The following is a 15914-nucleotide window of genomic DNA, read 5'->3' on the forward strand; positions in this document are numbered from 1 at the left end:
CCCGACACCTGTGTGACCGGGAAACCCGTTCGCGAGCAAGCTCGCTCCTACAGGTCTACGCCAAGGCTCGGCTTTCGTAGGAGCGGACCTTGTCCGCGATATCCCCGCGGCGGAAGCGACAGGGGCCGGTGACGACGGTGCCTGCTGCCGGCGTCGGCCCTGCCGACGGGTCGCGGGCATGGTCCGCTCCTACAGGTCTGCGCCAGGGCTCGGCTTTCGTAGGAGCGGACTCCGTCCGCGATGTCCCCGCGGCGGAAGCGACAGGGGCCGGTGACGACGGTGCCTGCTTCCGGCGTCGGCCCTGCCGACGGGTCGCGGGCATGGCCCGCTCCTACAGGTCTGCGCCAGGGCTCGGCTTCCGTAGGAGCGGACCTTGTCCGCGATGTCCCAGTGGCGGAAGCGACAGGGGCCGGTGACGACGGTGCCTGCTGCCGGCGTCGGCCTTGCCGACGGATCGCGGGCATGGCCCGCTCCTACAGGTCTGCGCCCGGGCTCGGCTTTCGTAGGAGCGGACTTTGTCCGCGATGTCCCCGCGGCGGAAGCGACCGGGGCGGTGACGACGGTGCCTGCTGCCGGCGTCGGCCCTGCCGATGGATCGCGGGCATGGCCCGCTCCTACAGGTCTGCGCCAGGGCTCGGCTCTTCGTAGGAGCGGACCTTGTCCGCGATATCCCCGCGGCGGAAGCGACAGGGGCCGGTGATGACGGTGCCTGCCGACGGATCGCGGGCGTGGCCCGCTCCTACAGGTGCATGTGCGTGAAAGTCGATGGGCATGAAAAAGCCCGGCATTGGCCGGGCTTTTTCGTGGGGCAGGGCGTCTCAGACTTCCTTCGGATGCACGTGGCCGAACAACTGCTGGGAGAAGCGCACGCGCTCTTCCACGGTTTCCTTCACGCCCTTGGCTTCCAGCTCGGCGATATGCGCCTCGACGGCATGGGTGCGCAGGGTCAGGCCGCAGTCGTTGGCGATCTGGATGTTCAGGCCGGGGCGGGCGTTGAGTTCGAGGATCAGCGGGCCCTTGTCCTGGTCCAGCACCATGTCCACGCCGATGTAGCCCAGGCCGCACAGCTCGTAGCAGCCGGCGGCGAGCTTCATGAAACCGTCCCAGTTGGGCAGTTGCACCCCGTCCACCGCGTTGGTGGTGTCCGGGTGCTTGCTGATCTTGTTGTTCAGCCAGGTGCCGCGCAGGGTAAGGCCGGTGGCGAGGTCCACACCCACGCCGATGGCGCCCTGATGCAGGTTGGCCTTGCCGTTGGACTGGCGGGTCGGCAGGCGCAGCATCGCCATCACCGGGTAACCCATCAGCACGATGATGCGGATGTCCGGCACGCCTTCGTAGCTGATGCTCTTGAAGATCTGGTCCGGGGTCACCCGGTACTCGATCAGCGCGCGGTCGCGGTGGCCGCCCAGGGAGTACAGGCCGGTGAGGATGCTCGAGAGTTGGTGCTCGATTTCCTCATGGCTGATGATGCGCCCGGAGACCGTCTTGTAGCGGCCCTCGAAGCGGTCGGCGATCACCAGGATGCCGTCGCCGCCGGCGCCCTGCGCCGGCTTGATCACGAAGTCGCTGCGCTCGCCGATGATCTCGGGCAGGCGCTCGATCTCCTTCTCGGTGGAGATGATCCCGTACATTTCCGGTACGTGGATGCCCGCCTCGATGGCGCGCTGCTTGGTGATGATCTTGTCGTCGACGATCGGGTACAGGTGCCGCTGGTTGTACTTGAGCACGTAGTCCGCGTTGCGTCGGTTGATACCCATGATGCCGAGGGCACTCAGGGCTTTCCATCGCTTGATCAGGCCGAACATGGCTTAGTCCTTCAGGAAGGCTTTGAAGCGGAACAGTTCGGTCAGGCGGTAACCGCGGTAGCGTCCCATCGCCAGCATGAACGCCACCAGGATCAGCAGCACGGCCGGGAAGGTGAACACGAAGTACACCAGCTCCGGTACGCGCATCAGGATGTGCGCCAGGGCGGCGGCGAACAGGGTGCCGATGGCGGCCTTCATGGCGTGGGTGGCGCCGCGCTCTTCCCAGGTGATCGACAGGCGTTCGATGCTCATGGTGAGGATCACCATCGGGAACAGGGCGACCGACAGGCCGCTCTCGAAACCGAGCTTGTGGCTGAGCAGGCTGATGGCGGCGATCATCACCACCACGAAGGTCAGCACCACCGACAGGCGCGGCAGCATCTGCAACTTCAGGTGTTCCAGGTACGAGCGTAGCGACAGGCCCAGGGCGGTGATCACGGTGAACAGGCCGATGCCCCATTGCAGGCCGGTCTCGCGGAAGGCGAGGGCGATCAGCACGGGGGTGAAGGTGCCCAGGGTCTGCAGGCCGATCAGGTTGCGCAGCACCAGGATCACCAGCACGCCGAACGGGATCATGATCATGATCTGGAAGGTCTGCTGGGTGGACAGCGGCAGGCCGTACAGCGAGTACTCGAGGAAGGCCGCATCGGTGTTCTCGTCCGACAGCTTGGCCAGGCGGATGGCGTTCATCTCGCTGCTGTTGAGGCTGAAGCTGACCTGGGCCTTCTTGCCGCCTTCGATGGTCAGCAGGCTTTCGTCACCCAGCCACCAGATCAGGCGGTCGGCGGGCAGGCCGCGCTCGCCGGTCTCCGGGTTGAAGTACAGCCATTCCTTGCCGTTGTAGCTGCGCAGCCAGAGTTCTGGCTGCTGCGGCTGGTTGGCGATCAGGCGGATGGTGTGCACGCGCTCCAGCGGCACGTGGGCCACCGCGAGCAGGGTTTCGACCACGTGGGAGCGCTTGTCCAGGCTGGTGTCGCCGGCCAGCAGCAGTTTCACGTTGTCGTCGTTGAGGTTGTTGGCGCGCTTGATGGCTTCGCTGACGAAGGTCTCGACGTCCGCCGAGTGCTGGCGGATCGGCGCGATCAGGGCTTCGGCGGCGATCTTGTCGGGGCCTTCCAGGGGCAGGCTGTCGCGGAAGATCGGGCCCTTTTCCTTGGCCTTTTCGCTGGCGCCGGCGTAGCGCTTGGTCAGCACCAGGCGGTAGTAGAGGGTCTGCTGGCCGGTGGCGCGGCGCGAGGACCAGGTGACCTTGCGGTTGCCCTCGGAGCGGTTGATGCCCACGCCGTAGTTGTTGGAGACGAAGCTCTCGTTGAGGCTGACGTAATCCTGGGTCAGCGGCGGCACGAACATCTGCACCTTCACCGGGGTCTTCGGCGTGGCGAGGAACTCGACCTTGGCGTCGATGTTCCACAGGTCGTCGGTCTCGGCCTCGGTCATGGGGATGCCGAGGACGAAGATCTGGTAGGCGGTGATCGCGACGCCCAGCGTCAGCAGGATGGCGATCAGGACCTTCAGATGCAGGGTAAGAGAGCGCATGGGATTACTCGGCAGGTTTCGCTACGGGTTGGCAGCCGGGCTTGCCGGCAGCGTATTTCAGGCTCGGGTCGACCAGCGCGCCGAAGCGCTTGAGCGCGTCGGAGCCGATCAGAAGTGGGTATTGGAAGGCGCTACGGTCGGTAAGGTTCACTTCGATGGTGCGCAGGGCCTTGCCCATGCACAGCTGCAGCTCGATCACCGGCCGCGCGGTGTAGGCCTTGCCTTCGTCGGGGTCGTAGTCGCCGTGGCGGCGCTTGATCTTGCTGATGCGCGCCAGGGGCTTCTCGATCGGCTGGCTGTCGGCGGTGTCGGTGGCCAGGTAGAAGCGCACCCAGGTCTCGCCATCGCGCTTGAAGCGCTTGATGTCGCGGGCACTGAGGGAGGCGGTCTTGGCGCCGGTGTCGAGCTTGGCGGCCAGTTCGATGTTCAGGTCGTTGATCCGCGCGTATTCGTTCAGCCCATAGACCGTCTTGCCGGCAGCGGCGCCGAGGCCGGGAAGCAGGACGATGCTCAGCAACAGGAGCAGGGCTGTGGGCTTGATTCGCATGGGCCTTGATGAGTGAGTGGCCGCAAAGCCTTGAAAAGAAACGCCGCGGTCGTCACCCCAGGTGGCTGCGCCCGGCTTGCTGGCCGGTGGCCCGGTGACGCCAGGCAATAGCGCGGCGAATTCTACCATGTGGTTTTTCACTGGCGACAGTCGGTTGGCGCGTTGGCAGGGTATTTGTTTCAGGCTCATGACAACCCGGCACATGCCCATCGGCGCGGCGGACTTTTCCTGAACCGTCCAGCCCCAAGGCGGCCGGACGGTGCGTGGCTCAGGGCTTGGCGTCTGGCGGGGTGACCTCCGTCCAGCTGCTGTCCGGGTCGAAACGGGTCATCTTCAGGGCGATCGCGCCGCTCTGGGGGCCGAGGTTCTTGGAGAAGATCTCGCCGTCGTGGCTGATCATGAAACTCATCACGCCACTGTCGCCGTATTTCACCGGCCAGGCGATCAGGGCGAAGCCGCGGGTCATCCGACCGCCGATCAGGTAATCGTAGGCGCCGCCGGGGGCCGACGGTCCCTGGGCCGTGAGGATGCGGTAGTGGTAGCCATGCCAGCCGTCGCCGGGCAGTTCGTCGCCGAACAGCGGGCCCAGGGGGCTTTCCTCGCCGCCGTCCTCCTCCGGCCAGTACAGGCCGTCATGCTGGCCGTCGCTGCTGACGAACTTCTGGGCGTATTCCAGGACGCCGTCGCCGTTGCGGTCGACCTCGGCGAAGTCCATCTGCGCGTCGTGGTAGGCCTGCACGGCTTCCAGGGCCGATTCCTCGTTGCGGCCGATGCGGCGGACGCGGATTTCCTCGCCGCCGGCCTTGGCATTGAAGGCCCAGCCGTTCTTCGCATGGACGATGGGCAGCGGCAGCACCCAGGGATCGTCGCCCACGACCAGGTGGGCGAGGTGCGGGTTGTCCTGCTGGATCTGGTGCTTGGCTTGTAGTGCGCGAGGAAGGCGTCCACCTCGTCGCGGTCGATTCCGGCGGTGGGAATGTAGCTTTGCCAGTCCTTGCCCAGTAGCGCGGCGAGGCGCTCGGGGTCGGCCTTTTCATTACCCAGCGCGGCAACGAAGGCCTCGGCGGCTGCGTCGGGGGTAGGGAAGCTGTCCTGTGCCAGCAGACTGCCGGGCAGGGCGGCCAGGAGGGCGAGCGCCAGCAGGCGCGATGCGGTAGGCATGGGTCGTCTCCTAGCGGCGCCGGCCGCCGCCGGAAGGCGCGCGGGCAGGACGTTGTACGGTATGGCCGGCGCGCGCTGCCTGCGGACGGCTGGCGGCGGCGCGGCTGACTTGGCCTCGGTTGGCGACCTCGCGTGACTGCCGCGGGTTGTTCGCGCCGGCGAAGGCGTTGTTGCGCGGCGCCTGGGAGCGCGCGTGCTGCTGGCGGGCCTGCTCGCGGATCTGCTGGTTGTTCTGCGCGCGGGGCCGTTGCTGCGACTGGTTGCGGTTCTGCAGCTGGTTCTGGGCGCGCTGGCGGTTTTCCGGCGTGCGGTTCAGTTCGCGGGTGGCGGCCTGGGCGCGTTCACGGGCCTGGGCGGTGTCGCGCGCCTCGCGATTGCCTTGCTGCAGGCGCTGCTGGGCTTGCGGGTTGTCGCGCAGGTCACGGGTGGCGGCCTGGGCGCGCTCGCGGGCCTGGGCGTTGTTGGCCGCGGGCGGGGCGATGCCGCGCTGGGTCAGGCTTTCCCGGGCTTTCGCGCGCTCCTGCGCGCGCGTCGAGTCGAAGCCGCGCATCGCTTCGCGCTGTTCGCTGCCGGCCAGTCGGCGGTTGTACTGCTCGCGGCTGGCGGCGTCGCGGTAGGGCACGCCGTTGCGATAGGTCGGATCGTGCTGCCACTTGGTCCGGTTGACGTTGCGGTTGCTGTTGAACTCGCGGTTGGTGTTGACGTTGCGATTGCTGTTGAAGTTGTTGTGGTGCTCCACGTCGACGTCGATCTCGTGGTCGTCCCAGTCGCAGTCGCCCCACAGCGAGCCGACGATGGCGATGCCGGCGCCAAACGCCAGGCCGGTGGCCAGCGCGGTGGCCACGGGGTATTCCGGTGGCGGCGGGTAGTACACCGGCGGGCTGGCCGGGTACGGCCAGGAGCCGTAGACCTGCGTCGGGTTGTAGCTGGGCACGTAGACCACCTGCGGATCGGTGGGCTCGATGATGATGGTCTGCGCGGGCGCCGGTTGCTGCACCACCACGGTGTCGCCGCCGGGCGCCGGTGGTGCCGGCGGCGCAGCCGGTTTGACGGTGACGGTCTGCTGTTCGTTGGATTTCAGGTTGCCGGCGGCCTGTGCCTGGCGGCGCAAGCGCTGGATGGAATCCATCACCGCCTCGGGCTGGGCGAGGAAGGCATCGCCGACGCGCTGCACCCACGCCGGGTCCTGCCCCAGCGTGGCCAGCACCAGCGGGAACGCCACCAGCGATTGCACGCTCGGGTCCCACGGCTGGTTGGCGACCTGTTTCACCGCGTCGTCACCCTCCGCCTTGGGATGGGCCTTCGACCAGGCCGCCGCATCGGCGACGTTGCCGGGGTAGGTGGTCGCCATCAGCACCTGCGCCAGCAGCGAATCCGGATAGAGCGCCAGCGGCGCGAGCATCTGGTCCAGCTCCTCGACGCTGAAGACCGCCTGGGACGGCGCGGCCGGCGCCGCTGCTAGCGTAGCCGGGGCGGCAGGGGCGGCGGGCGGGGGAGCAGGCGGCGCAGGTGGCGCAGGGGCAGCCGCGGCAGGTGGGCTGGCTGGCGGGGTGGCGGCAGCGGCGGTCTTGGCGGCGGGCTTGTCGCCCGCGTCGCAGCCGGCCAGCGCCAACAGGGCAATCAGAATCAGATACTGACATTCTCGCATGGCGCTCTCCTGTGCCGGGGAATGCCCGATCCGTGAAAACTGCCACGGGTAAAACGCGGGTTCAGAGAATGATAGGCGCCCGATTGAAAGGCTGCAGAAAGTCGAACGGCCGGTGATACCGGCCGTCGCTTGGGAGGGTTCGTGCGGCGAGAGCCCTTATTTCAGCCGGCGCTCGACGCCCTTCTCGACGAGGATCTTGGCGGAGATCTCTTCCACTGAGAAATGCGTGGAGTTGATGTAGGCGATGTTCTCGCGGCGGAATAGGTTTTCCACCTCGCGGACTTCGAATTCGCACTGGGCGAAGCTGGCGTAGCGGCTGTTGGGCTTGCGCTCGTGGCGGATGGCGGTGAGCCGGTCCGGGTCGATGGTCAGGCCGAACAGCTTGTGCTTGTAGGGCTTGAGCGCGTTGGGCAACTGCAGGCGCTCCATGTCCTCTTCGGTCAGCGGGTAGTTCGCCGCGCGAATGCCGTACTGCAGGGCCATATAAAGGCAGGTGGGCGTTTTGCCGCAGCGCGAGACGCCGACCAGAATCAGGTCGGCCTTGTCGTAGTAGTGGGTGCGGGCGCCGTCGTCGTTGTCGAGGGCGAAGTTCACCGCATCGATCCGCTCCATGTAGTGCGGGTTATGGCCGATGCTGTGGGATTTTCCGACGGAATACGATGAGTCTGAGGATAATTCTTGTTCCAGTGGGGACAAAAACGTCGAGAAGATGTCAATCATGAAACCGTTGGATTGCGCCAGGACGGAGCGGATCTCGCGATTGACGATGGTGTCGAAGATGATCGGTCTCGCCCCGTCCGCCTCCGCAGCCCGGTTGATTTGCTGTACCATGACGCGCGCCTTTTCCTCGGTATCGATGTAAGGTCGCGTCAGTTTGGTGAAGTTGATGTTCTCGAACTGCGCCAGCAGGCTCTGGCCGAGGGTTTCGGCAGTGATGCCGGTGCCGTCGGAAATGAAGAATGCAGTTCGTTTCATGTGCGCTGCGGGCCTTATAGGTAGGATCGAATCCTGGTTATGATAGGCCCCACATTTGCAAGGCCCTTTGCCGGGGCATTCTCACCCATTTTTCCGGCCCCGGCCAGAAGGGTGGGGCCGCTCCGACTTGTATGACCTTTTCCAACACTTAGTGGAGAGATCACCTTGGTAGAGTACGTAGTTTCCCTCGATAAGCTCGGCGTCCACGATGTCGAACATGTGGGGGGCAAGAACGCATCCCTGGGCGAAATGATCAGCAACCTCGCCGGTGCCGGCGTTTCCGTACCGGGTGGCTTCGCCACTACCGCCCAGGCCTACCGTGACTTCCTCGAGCAGAGCGGCCTGAACGATCGCATCCACGCAGCGCTCGACGCCCTGGATGTGGACGACGTCAACGCCCTGGCCAAGACCGGCGCGCAGATCCGCCAGTGGGTCATGGAAGCCGAATTCCCCGCCCGCCTCGATGCCGAGATTCGCAAGGCCTTCGCCGACATGGCCGGCGGCAACGACAACATGGCCGTGGCGGTGCGTTCCTCCGCCACCGCCGAAGACCTGCCGGACGCCTCCTTCGCCGGCCAGCAGGAAACCTTCCTGAACATCCGCGGCGTGGACAACGTGATCCGCGCGGCCAAGGAAGTCTTCGCCTCCCTCTTCAACGACCGTGCCATCGCCTACCGTGTGCACCAGGGCTTCGACCACAAGCTGGTCGCCCTGTCCGCCGGCGTGCAGCGCATGGTCCGTTCGGAAACCGGCACCGCCGGCGTGATGTTCACCCTGGACACCGAATCCGGTTTCCGTGACGTGGTGTTCATCACCGGCGCCTACGGCCTCGGCGAGACCGTGGTACAGGGCGCGGTGAACCCCGACGAGTTCTACGTCCACAAGCCGACCCTGGAAGCTGGCCGCCCGGCGATCCTGCGTCGCAACCTGGGCAGCAAGGCCATCAAGATGATCTACGGCGACGAAGCCAAGGCCGGCAAATCGGTCAAGGTGGTCGACGTGGACAAGGCCGATCGCGCCCGCTTCGCCCTGACCGACGCCGAAGTGACCGAGCTGGCCAAGCAGGCCCTGATCATCGAGAAGCACTACCAGCGTCCGATGGACATCGAGTGGGCCAAGGACGGTGACGACGGCAAGCTGTACATCGTGCAGGCGCGCCCGGAAACCGTGAAGAGCCGCTCCAGCGCCAACGTGATGGAGCGCTACCTGCTCAAGGAAAAAGGCAAGGTCCTGGTCGAAGGCCGCGCCATCGGCCAGCGCATCGGCGCCGGCCCGGTGAAGGTGATCCACGACGTTTCCGAGATGGACAAGGTCCAGCCGGGCGACGTGCTGGTCTCCGACATGACCGACCCGGACTGGGAGCCGGTGATGAAGCGCGCCAGCGCCATCGTCACCAACCGCGGCGGGCGTACCTGCCACGCGGCGATCATTGCCCGTGAACTGGGCATCCCGGCGGTCGTCGGCTGTGGCAACGCCACTGCGGCACTGAAGGACGGCCAGCGCGTGACCGTGTCCTGCGCCGAGGGTGACACCGGCCTGATCTACGAAGGCGAACTGGGCTTCGACGTGCGCCAGAACTCGGTCGACGCCATGCCCGAGCTGCCGTTCAAGATCATGATGAACGTCGGTAACCCCGACCGCGCCTTCGACTTCGCGCAACTGCCGAACGAAGGGGTGGGCCTGGCCCGCCTGGAATTCATCATCAACCGCATGATCGGCGTGCACCCCAAGGCACTGCTGAATTTCGCCGGCCTGCCGGCGGACATCAAGGAAAGCGTCGAGAAGCGCATCGCCGGCTACGACGATCCGGTGGGCTTCTACGTCGAGAAGCTGGTCGAGGGCGTCAGCACCCTGGCCGCGGCGTTCTGGCCGAAGAAGGTCATCGTGCGTCTGTCGGACTTCAAGTCCAACGAATACGCCAACCTGATCGGCGGCAAGCTCTATGAGCCGGAAGAAGAGAACCCGATGCTCGGCTTCCGTGGCGCCTCGCGCTACATCAGCGAATCCTTCCGCGACTGCTTCGAGCTCGAATGCCGCGCGATGAAGAAAGTCCGCAACGAGATGGGCCTGACCAACGTCGAGCTGATGGTGCCGTTCGTGCGTACCCTGGGCGAAGCGTCCCAGGTCGTCGACCTGCTGGCCACCAATGGCCTCAAGCGTGGCGAGAACGGCCTGCGCGTCATCATGATGTGCGAGCTGCCGTCCAACGCCCTGCTGGCCGACGAGTTCCTCGAGTTCTTCGACGGCTTCTCCATCGGCTCCAATGACCTGACCCAGCTGACCCTGGGCCTGGACCGCGACTCGGGCATCGTTGCGCACCTGTTCGACGAGCGTAACCCGGCGGTGAAGAAGCTGCTGTCCAATGCCATCCAGGCGTGCAACCGCGCCGGCAAGTACATCGGCATCTGCGGCCAGGGCCCGTCGGACCACCCGGACCTCGCCAAGTGGCTGATGGAGCAGGGCATCGAGAGCGTGTCGCTGAACCCCGACTCGGTCCTCGACACCTGGTTCTTCCTCGCGGAAGGCCAGTCCTGACGTCTCCTTTACCATCCTGAGAAGGGCGGGTGATTTCACCCGCCCTTTTTTATGCAAGCGATTCCATGCAAAGCAGCAGTCAACTTTTCCCTGTCGCGCTGATGAGCGCCGAACTGCGGGGCGACCTCACCGAGGACGTCTACCTGCTCAAGCCCAATAACAGCCCGGACTCCAGCGTCGAGCTGGCGGTCACTCGTCTTGGTCGTGCGGACGAGCGTCGTGGCGTGCCGGTGATCCTGTTGCACGGCAGCTTCTCCAATCGCCGTTTCTGGTTCTCGCCCAAGGGAATCGGGTTGGGGGCTTATCTGGCGCGCGCAGGCTACGACGTATGGATTGCCGAGATGCGTGGCCATGGCTTGTCGCCGCGCAACGAAGGTTACGATCGCAACCGCGTGGCGGACTACGCGCGCTTCGACCTGCCCGCCATCGCCAGATTCGTGGTGGAGCAGAACGGCCAGGCGCCCCACTGGATCGGCCATTCCCTGGGGGGCGTCACCCTGGCGGCGGCACTGGGCGGTGGCTACCTGGACGAGCGGCAGGCGGCCAGCGCGGTGCTGTGCGGTAGTCAGGTGAGCCGCACCTACTGGCCGCTGAAGCTGCCGCCGGTAGCCTGGAGCGGGCGCTTCCTGCTCAAGCGCATGGGCGGTCTGTCGGGCGCCCGGCTCAAGCGCGGCCCGGAGGACGAGCCCCTGGGGCTGGCCCTCGAGGCGCTGCACTGGTACAGCCTGTTCGGCCGCTTCGGCGAAAAGGACAACGACTGGTGGGGTGGGCTGCAGAAGGCAACGCTGCCGGTGCTGGCCATCGGCTCCGATGGCGACATTCAAGACCCGGCCTGGGCGTGCCGCAAGCTCCTGGAACAGTTTGGTTCGCAGGTGCGGCAATTCCTGCGCCTGGGGCGGCGCCACGGTTTCTCCGAGGATTTCGGCCACGTCGAGATGCTCATCAGCAAGAACGCCCAGCGGGAAGTCTGGCCGCTGCTGCACTACTGGCTCGAGCACGGGGAATTGCCGGAGGGGCAGGGCGCTCTGGCGCAGGCTTGAGCTTGGCGTGGCAGGGAGTAGACTGTGACGCCATTGCGGCTTCCGGTCACATCCAGGCCCGAAACCCCCGGCGGATTTCATCAAGAGGAGCGTCTCCATGCATTACGTCACCCCCGATCTGTGCGATGCCTACCCGGAGCTGGTCCAGGTCGTCGAGCCGATGTTCAGCAACTTCGGCGGGCGGGACTCCTTCGGTGGCGAAATCGTCACCATCAAGTGCTTCGAAGACAACTCGCTGGTCAAGGAGCAGGTCGAGAAGGACGGCAAGGGCAAGGTGCTGGTGGTGGATGGCGGTGGCTCGCTGCGCCGCGCGCTGCTGGGCGACATGCTCGCCGAGAAGGCCGCCAAGAACGGTTGGGAAGGCATCGTGGTGTACGGCTGCATCCGTGACGTCGACGTCATCGCGCAGACCGACCTGGGCGTGCAGGCGCTGGCCAGCCACCCGATGAAGACCGACAAGCGCGGCATTGGCGACCTGAACGTGGCGGTGACCTTCGGCGGCATCACCTTCCGCCCGGGCGAGTTCGTCTACGCCGACAACAACGGCATCATCGTGTCGCCTAAGGCATTGAAAATGCCGGAATAATCCGAACCTTCACAGCGTAGTTCGGTCAATGCCGGAAGCGAAAGCTTCCGGCATTTTTCATGGGTCTCGCGATACGCGACCTCCAATGAAGGAACAGGGCATGCAGCAGTACGAGAGCGGCACCGAACGGGGTTTGATCGACGGCTTCGTGCTGGACGGTCACGGTGGCGGCCGGCGAATCACCCGCAGCGAACTGCCGCTGCTGGACCTCAAGCCCGAGGAAAGCCTTTGGGTGCACTGGGATCGCGGCGTGCCCGAAGCGCAAAGCTGGCTGCGCGAGTCCAGCGGCCTCAACCAGTTCGCCTGCGACCTGCTGCTGGAAGAGGCGACCCGCCCGCGTCTGGTGGACCTGGGTGGCGAACGTCTGCTGCTGTTCCTGCGCGGGGTCAACCTCAACCCCGGCGCGGTGCCGGAAGACATGGTCTCGCTGCGCGTCTACGCCGAGGCGCAGCGGGTCATCTCCCTGCGCCTGCGCCCGCTCAAGGCCGTGGCTGACCTGCGCGCCGACCTGGATGCCGGCACCGGCCCGAAAACCGCATCGGAGGTGGTGCTGTACCTCGCCCATTACCTCACCGACCGCGTCGACACGCTGATCGGCGGGCTGGCCGACCAGCTCGACAGCATGGAAGAGTCCATCGAGGAAGATGAGCGCAGCATCCCCGACCAGCACCAGCTGCGCACCCTGCGACGACGTGCCGCAGGCCTGCGTCGCTACCTGGCGCCGCAGCGGGACATCTACTCGCAGATGGTCAAGTACAAGGCGTCCTGGACGGTGGTCGACGACGCCGATTACTGGAACGAACTGTACAACCGCCTGACCCGCAACCTGGAGGAGCTGGAGCTGGTGCGCGAGCGCATCAGCCTGATCCAGGAGGCCGAACATCGTCGAATTACCGAGCGGATGAACCGCACCATGTATCTGCTTGGTATCATCACCGGCTTTTTCCTGCCCATCAGCTTCGTGACCGGGCTGCTGGGCATCAACGTGGGCGGCATTCCCGGCGCCAGCGCGCCTTACGGATTCGCCGTGGCGTGCGCGGTAATCCTTGGCGTAGTGGGGTTCCAGTGGTGGATCTTCCGCCGCCTGCGTTGGCTCTAGGTGTGACTTTTGAGGTGGTGGGGGCGTCAAGCACCTCACACAGGCGAGGTGCGCATGCACGACCCATTTGAAGAATCCCTGCGCGATCTGCTGCGAATGCCCCCGGAACAGCCGGGCGACGATTCGCGGCTGGACCGCGTCCTCAAGACCGCCAACCGCCAGGTGGGCGCGGGCGATCTGTTCAGCCTGATGGGCCATTGGTTCCAGGCCCTGTCCATTGGCGTGAGCCGTGGCGCCGCACACCTTGCACCCGTCTCGCGTCACGCGCAGAATTCCGCCCCTTCCGCTGACAAGGCCGACTGAACATGCAATTCGACATCTGGACGCAAAGCCTGCTCACCGCCATGAATACCCTGTGGGGCAAGCTGGCCGGGTTCATTCCGAACCTGCTCGCCGCGCTGGTGATCGTGCTGCTCGGCTTCGTCGTGGCCAAACTGCTCGACGCGCTGCTCTCCAAGCTGCTCGCCAAGGTCGGCCTCGACCGCCTGATGGCCGGCACCGGCCTGACCAAGCTGCTGTCGCGCGCCGGCATCCAGGTGCCCGTCTCGACCCTGGTCGGCAAGATCGTCTACTGGTTCGTGCTGCTGGTGTTCCTCGTCTCCGCCGCGGAGTCCCTCGGTCTGCAGCGTGTCTCGGCGACCCTGGACATGCTCGCGCTGTACCTGCCCAAGGTGTTCGGCGCGGCGCTGGTGCTGATCGTCGGCATCCTGCTGGCCCAGCTGGCCAACAGCCTGGTGCGCGGCGCCGCCGATGGCGTCGGCCTGGAATACTCCAACGGCCTGGGCCGCGTCGCCCAGTGGCTGGTCATCATCATCAGTATCTCGGTCGCCATCGGCCAGCTCGAGGTGAAGACCGACCTTCTCAACTACATCATCGCCATCGTGCTGATCACCATCGGTCTGGCTGCCGCGCTGGCGCTGGGCCTGGGCAGCCGCGAGGTGGCTGGGCAGATCATTGCGGGAATCTACGTGCGGGAGCTGTATCAGGTCGGACAACAGGTGAAAGTGGCGGATGTCGAAGGCATCATCGAGGAAATTGGTACCATCAAGACTATCCTGCTGACAGACGAGGGTGAGCTGGTGTCGATCGCCAACCGCATCCTGCTCGATCAGCGTGTAACCAGTCGCTGAAGATGATGACCGATTGCCGGTACGGCTTGCCCGAAGCCGCGCCGGACGCTGACTTGACCTGGCCCGACCCGACTTGAACAAGCCGCAATCACTGTCCTTGCGCTATGACCCGCGCCAGCTCACCGACGAGGAGCTGGTGGAGCGTTCTCACGAGGAGCTATACCACGTGACGCGGGCCTACGAAGAGCTGATGCGCCGCTACCAGCGCACCCTCTTCAACGTCTGCGCGCGCTACCTGGGCAACGACCGGGACGCCGATGATGTGTGTCAAGAGGTCATGCTCAAGGTGCTGTATGGTCTGAAGAACTTCGAGGGGAAATCGAAGTTCAAGACCTGGCTGTACAGCATCACTTACAACGAGTGCATTACCCAGTATCGGAAGGAACGGCGCAAACGCAGATTGCTCGATGCGCTGAGTCTGGATCCCGTCGAGGAGGCTTCCGAGGAGAAGGCTCCGAAGATCGAAGAACGGGGTGGGCTGGACCGCTGGCTAGTTCATGTCAATCCCATCGACCGGGAGATCCTGGTCCTTCGATTTGTCGCGGAACTGGAATTCCAGGAGATCGCCGATATCATGCACATGGGACTCAGCGCCACGAAAATGCGCTACAAACGTGCACTCGATCGAATGAGAGAAAAGTTTTCGAATGTGACGGAATCTTAGTCCGGGAAATATTGTCTCTCTGTTTGGCGAGTTCTGATAAACTTGCCACCCAAGTTGTACGGCCTATGGTTAGGACAACTTATTGACCACCAAGATGGGGATTTAACGGATGAAACTGAAGAACACCTTAGGCGTCGTAGTTGGCTCGCTGATCGCCACCTCCGCTATCAACGCGTTCGCCCAAGGCGAAGGCGCCGTCGAAGTCGAAGCTTTCGGCAAGCGCTACTTCACCGACAGCGTTCGTAACATGAAGAATGCGGACCTGTACGGCGGTTCCGTTGGTTACTTCCTGACCGACGACGTCGAGCTGGCTCTGTCCTACGGTGAGTACCACGACGTTCGTGGCACCTACGAGACCGGCAACAAGAAGGTCCACGGCAACCTGAGCACTCTGGACGCCATCTACCACTTCGGCACTCCGGGTGCTGGCAACCTGCGTCCGTACGTTTCCGCAGGTATCGGCCACCAGAGCCTGACCAACATCAACTCCGACAATGGCGGCCGTCAGAACCTGACCATGGCCATGATCGGTACCGGTCTGAAGTACTACTTCACCGACAACTTCTACGCCAAAGCCAGCCTGGACGGTCAGTACGGTCTGGAGCAGCGCGTGAACGGTCACCAGGGCGAGTGGATGGCTGGCCTGGGCGTTGGTATGAACTTCGGCGGCGGCGCCAAGCCGGCCCCGGCTCCGGAGCCGGTTGCTGAAGTCTGCTCCGACTCCGACAACGACGGCGTCTGCGACAACGTCGACAAGTGCCCGAACACCCCGGCCAACGTTACCGTTGACGCCAACGGCTGCCCGGCTGTTGCCGAAGTCGTTCGCGTTCAGCTGGACGTGAAGTTCGACTTCGACAAGTCCAAGGTTAAAGAGAACAGCTACGCTGACATCAAAAACCTGGCTGACTTCATGAAGCAGTACCCGTCCACCTCCACCACCGTTGAAGGCCACACCGACTCCGTCGGCACCGACGCCTACAACCAGAAGCTGTCCGAGCGTCGTGCCAACGCCGTTCGTGACGTGCTGGTCAACCAGTACGGTGTTGAAGGCGGTCGCGTAAACGCTGTTGGTTACGGTGAGTCCCGTCCGGTTGCTGACAACGCAACTGCCGAAGGCCGCGCCATCAACCGTCGCGTTGAAGCCGAAGTAGAAGCCCAAGCCAAGTAATTGGTCTGAGCTGACGAAAA

13 protein-coding genes and 1 pseudogene are annotated in these 15914 nt (G+C 64.8%); 8 read left to right on the top strand and 6 right to left on the bottom strand.

The window, feature by feature from the left end:
• Positions 1–818: 818 nt before the first annotated feature.
• The 6 genes and pseudogenes from ACNFIA_RS20475 to ACNFIA_RS20500 all read right to left on the bottom strand — a co-directional run bounded on the left by ACNFIA_RS20475 (position 819) and on the right by ACNFIA_RS20500 (position 7672).
• Positions 819–1805, bottom strand: coding sequence for an alpha-L-glutamate ligase-like protein (locus tag ACNFIA_RS20475; RefSeq protein WP_259754159.1), 987 nt, complete (start codon positions 1803–1805; stop codon positions 819–821).
• 3 nt (positions 1806–1808) lie between these two features.
• Positions 1809–3341, bottom strand: a complete 1533-nt coding sequence (locus ACNFIA_RS20480) for an inactive transglutaminase family protein (RefSeq protein WP_259754160.1) — start codon at positions 3339–3341, stop codon at positions 1809–1811.
• Between the two features lie 4 nt (positions 3342–3345).
• Entirely contained in the window at positions 3346–3888 is a 543-nt protein-coding gene (locus tag ACNFIA_RS20485) for an ATP-dependent zinc protease (RefSeq protein WP_259754161.1), read from the bottom strand.
• A gap of 268 nt (positions 3889–4156) precedes the next feature.
• Positions 4157–5049, bottom strand: a pseudogene (locus ACNFIA_RS20490) (DUF2950 domain-containing protein).
• Positions 5050–5059: 10 nt separating this feature from the next.
• Positions 5060–6697 (bottom strand): DUF3300 domain-containing protein, encoded by a 1638-nt coding sequence (locus tag ACNFIA_RS20495; RefSeq protein ID WP_416788182.1) that lies wholly within the window; start codon positions 6695–6697, stop codon positions 5060–5062.
• Positions 6698–6853: 156 nt separating this feature from the next.
• Positions 6854–7672, bottom strand: a complete 819-nt coding sequence (locus ACNFIA_RS20500; protein WP_017516884.1) for a pyruvate, water dikinase regulatory protein — start codon at positions 7670–7672, stop codon at positions 6854–6856.
• Positions 7673–7837: 165 nt separating this feature from the next.
• Here ACNFIA_RS20500 and ppsA point away from each other — a divergent pair, with 165 nt between their 5' ends.
• The 8 genes from ppsA (at position 7838) to ACNFIA_RS20540 (ending at position 15894) form a co-directional block, all read left to right on the top strand.
• The gene (gene ppsA / locus ACNFIA_RS20505; protein WP_416788184.1) at positions 7838–10207 is read left to right on the top strand and encodes a phosphoenolpyruvate synthase; all 2370 of its coding nucleotides are present in this window, start codon (positions 7838–7840) and stop codon (positions 10205–10207) included.
• Positions 10208–10272: 65 nt separating this feature from the next.
• Positions 10273–11247: an alpha/beta fold hydrolase gene (locus ACNFIA_RS20510; RefSeq protein ID WP_416788187.1), complete on the top strand. Its 975-nt coding sequence runs from the start codon at positions 10273–10275 to the stop codon at positions 11245–11247.
• A gap of 97 nt (positions 11248–11344) precedes the next feature.
• A complete protein-coding gene (rraA, locus tag ACNFIA_RS20515) occupies positions 11345–11833 on the top strand; it encodes a ribonuclease E activity regulator RraA (RefSeq protein WP_088417476.1) in 489 nt (162 codons plus the stop codon).
• A gap of 100 nt (positions 11834–11933) precedes the next feature.
• On the top strand, positions 11934–12932 hold the full coding sequence (locus ACNFIA_RS20520) for a zinc transporter ZntB (RefSeq protein ID WP_259754168.1): 999 nt from the start codon (positions 11934–11936) through the stop codon (positions 12930–12932).
• 54 nt (positions 12933–12986) lie between these two features.
• A complete protein-coding gene (locus tag ACNFIA_RS20525; RefSeq protein ID WP_017516812.1) occupies positions 12987–13235 on the top strand; it encodes a hypothetical protein in 249 nt (82 codons plus the stop codon).
• A 2-nt stretch (positions 13236–13237) separates the two neighbouring features.
• Positions 13238–14062, top strand: coding sequence for a mechanosensitive ion channel family protein (locus ACNFIA_RS20530; RefSeq protein WP_259754169.1), 825 nt, complete (start codon positions 13238–13240; stop codon positions 14060–14062).
• A 73-nt stretch (positions 14063–14135) separates the two neighbouring features.
• A complete protein-coding gene (sigX, locus tag ACNFIA_RS20535) occupies positions 14136–14726 on the top strand; it encodes an RNA polymerase sigma factor SigX (RefSeq protein ID WP_259754170.1) in 591 nt (196 codons plus the stop codon).
• A gap of 109 nt (positions 14727–14835) precedes the next feature.
• Complete coding sequence (locus ACNFIA_RS20540) at positions 14836–15894, top strand: OmpA family protein (RefSeq protein WP_259754171.1); 1059 nt, start codon at positions 14836–14838, stop codon at positions 15892–15894.
• The last annotated feature ends 20 nt before the right edge of the window (positions 15895–15914 follow it).

The sequence above is a fragment of the Pseudomonas sp. NY15437 genome (genome assembly GCF_048068435.1).
Lineage (GTDB): Bacteria > Pseudomonadota > Gammaproteobacteria > Pseudomonadales > Pseudomonadaceae > Pseudomonas > Pseudomonas nitroreducens_B.

Bases quoted from the DNA above. Each gene is read 5' to 3' on its own strand.
- ACNFIA_RS20485 (WP_259754161.1), bottom strand. From the start codon at position 3,888: ATGCGAATCAAGCCCACAGCCCTGCTCCTGTTGCTGAGCATCGTCCTG.
- ACNFIA_RS20525 (WP_017516812.1), top strand. From the start codon at position 12,987: ATGCACGACCCATTTGAAGAATCCCTGCGCGATCTGCTGCGAATGCCC.
- ACNFIA_RS20500 (WP_017516884.1), bottom strand. From the start codon at position 7,672: ATGAAACGAACTGCATTCTTCATTTCCGACGGCACCGGCATCACTGCC.
- ACNFIA_RS20530 (WP_259754169.1), top strand. From the start codon at position 13,238: ATGCAATTCGACATCTGGACGCAAAGCCTGCTCACCGCCATGAATACC.
- ACNFIA_RS20475 (WP_259754159.1), bottom strand. From the start codon at position 1,805: ATGTTCGGCCTGATCAAGCGATGGAAAGCCCTGAGTGCCCTCGGCATC.
- ACNFIA_RS20510 (WP_416788187.1), top strand. From the start codon at position 10,273: ATGCAAAGCAGCAGTCAACTTTTCCCTGTCGCGCTGATGAGCGCCGAA.
- ACNFIA_RS20480 (WP_259754160.1), bottom strand. From the start codon at position 3,341: ATGCGCTCTCTTACCCTGCATCTGAAGGTCCTGATCGCCATCCTGCTG.
- ACNFIA_RS20540 (WP_259754171.1), top strand. From the start codon at position 14,836: ATGAAACTGAAGAACACCTTAGGCGTCGTAGTTGGCTCGCTGATCGCC.
- ACNFIA_RS20520 (WP_259754168.1), top strand. From the start codon at position 11,934: ATGCAGCAGTACGAGAGCGGCACCGAACGGGGTTTGATCGACGGCTTC.
- ACNFIA_RS20495 (WP_416788182.1), bottom strand. From the start codon at position 6,697: ATGCGAGAATGTCAGTATCTGATTCTGATTGCCCTGTTGGCGCTGGCC.
- rraA (WP_088417476.1), top strand. From the start codon at position 11,345: ATGCATTACGTCACCCCCGATCTGTGCGATGCCTACCCGGAGCTGGTC.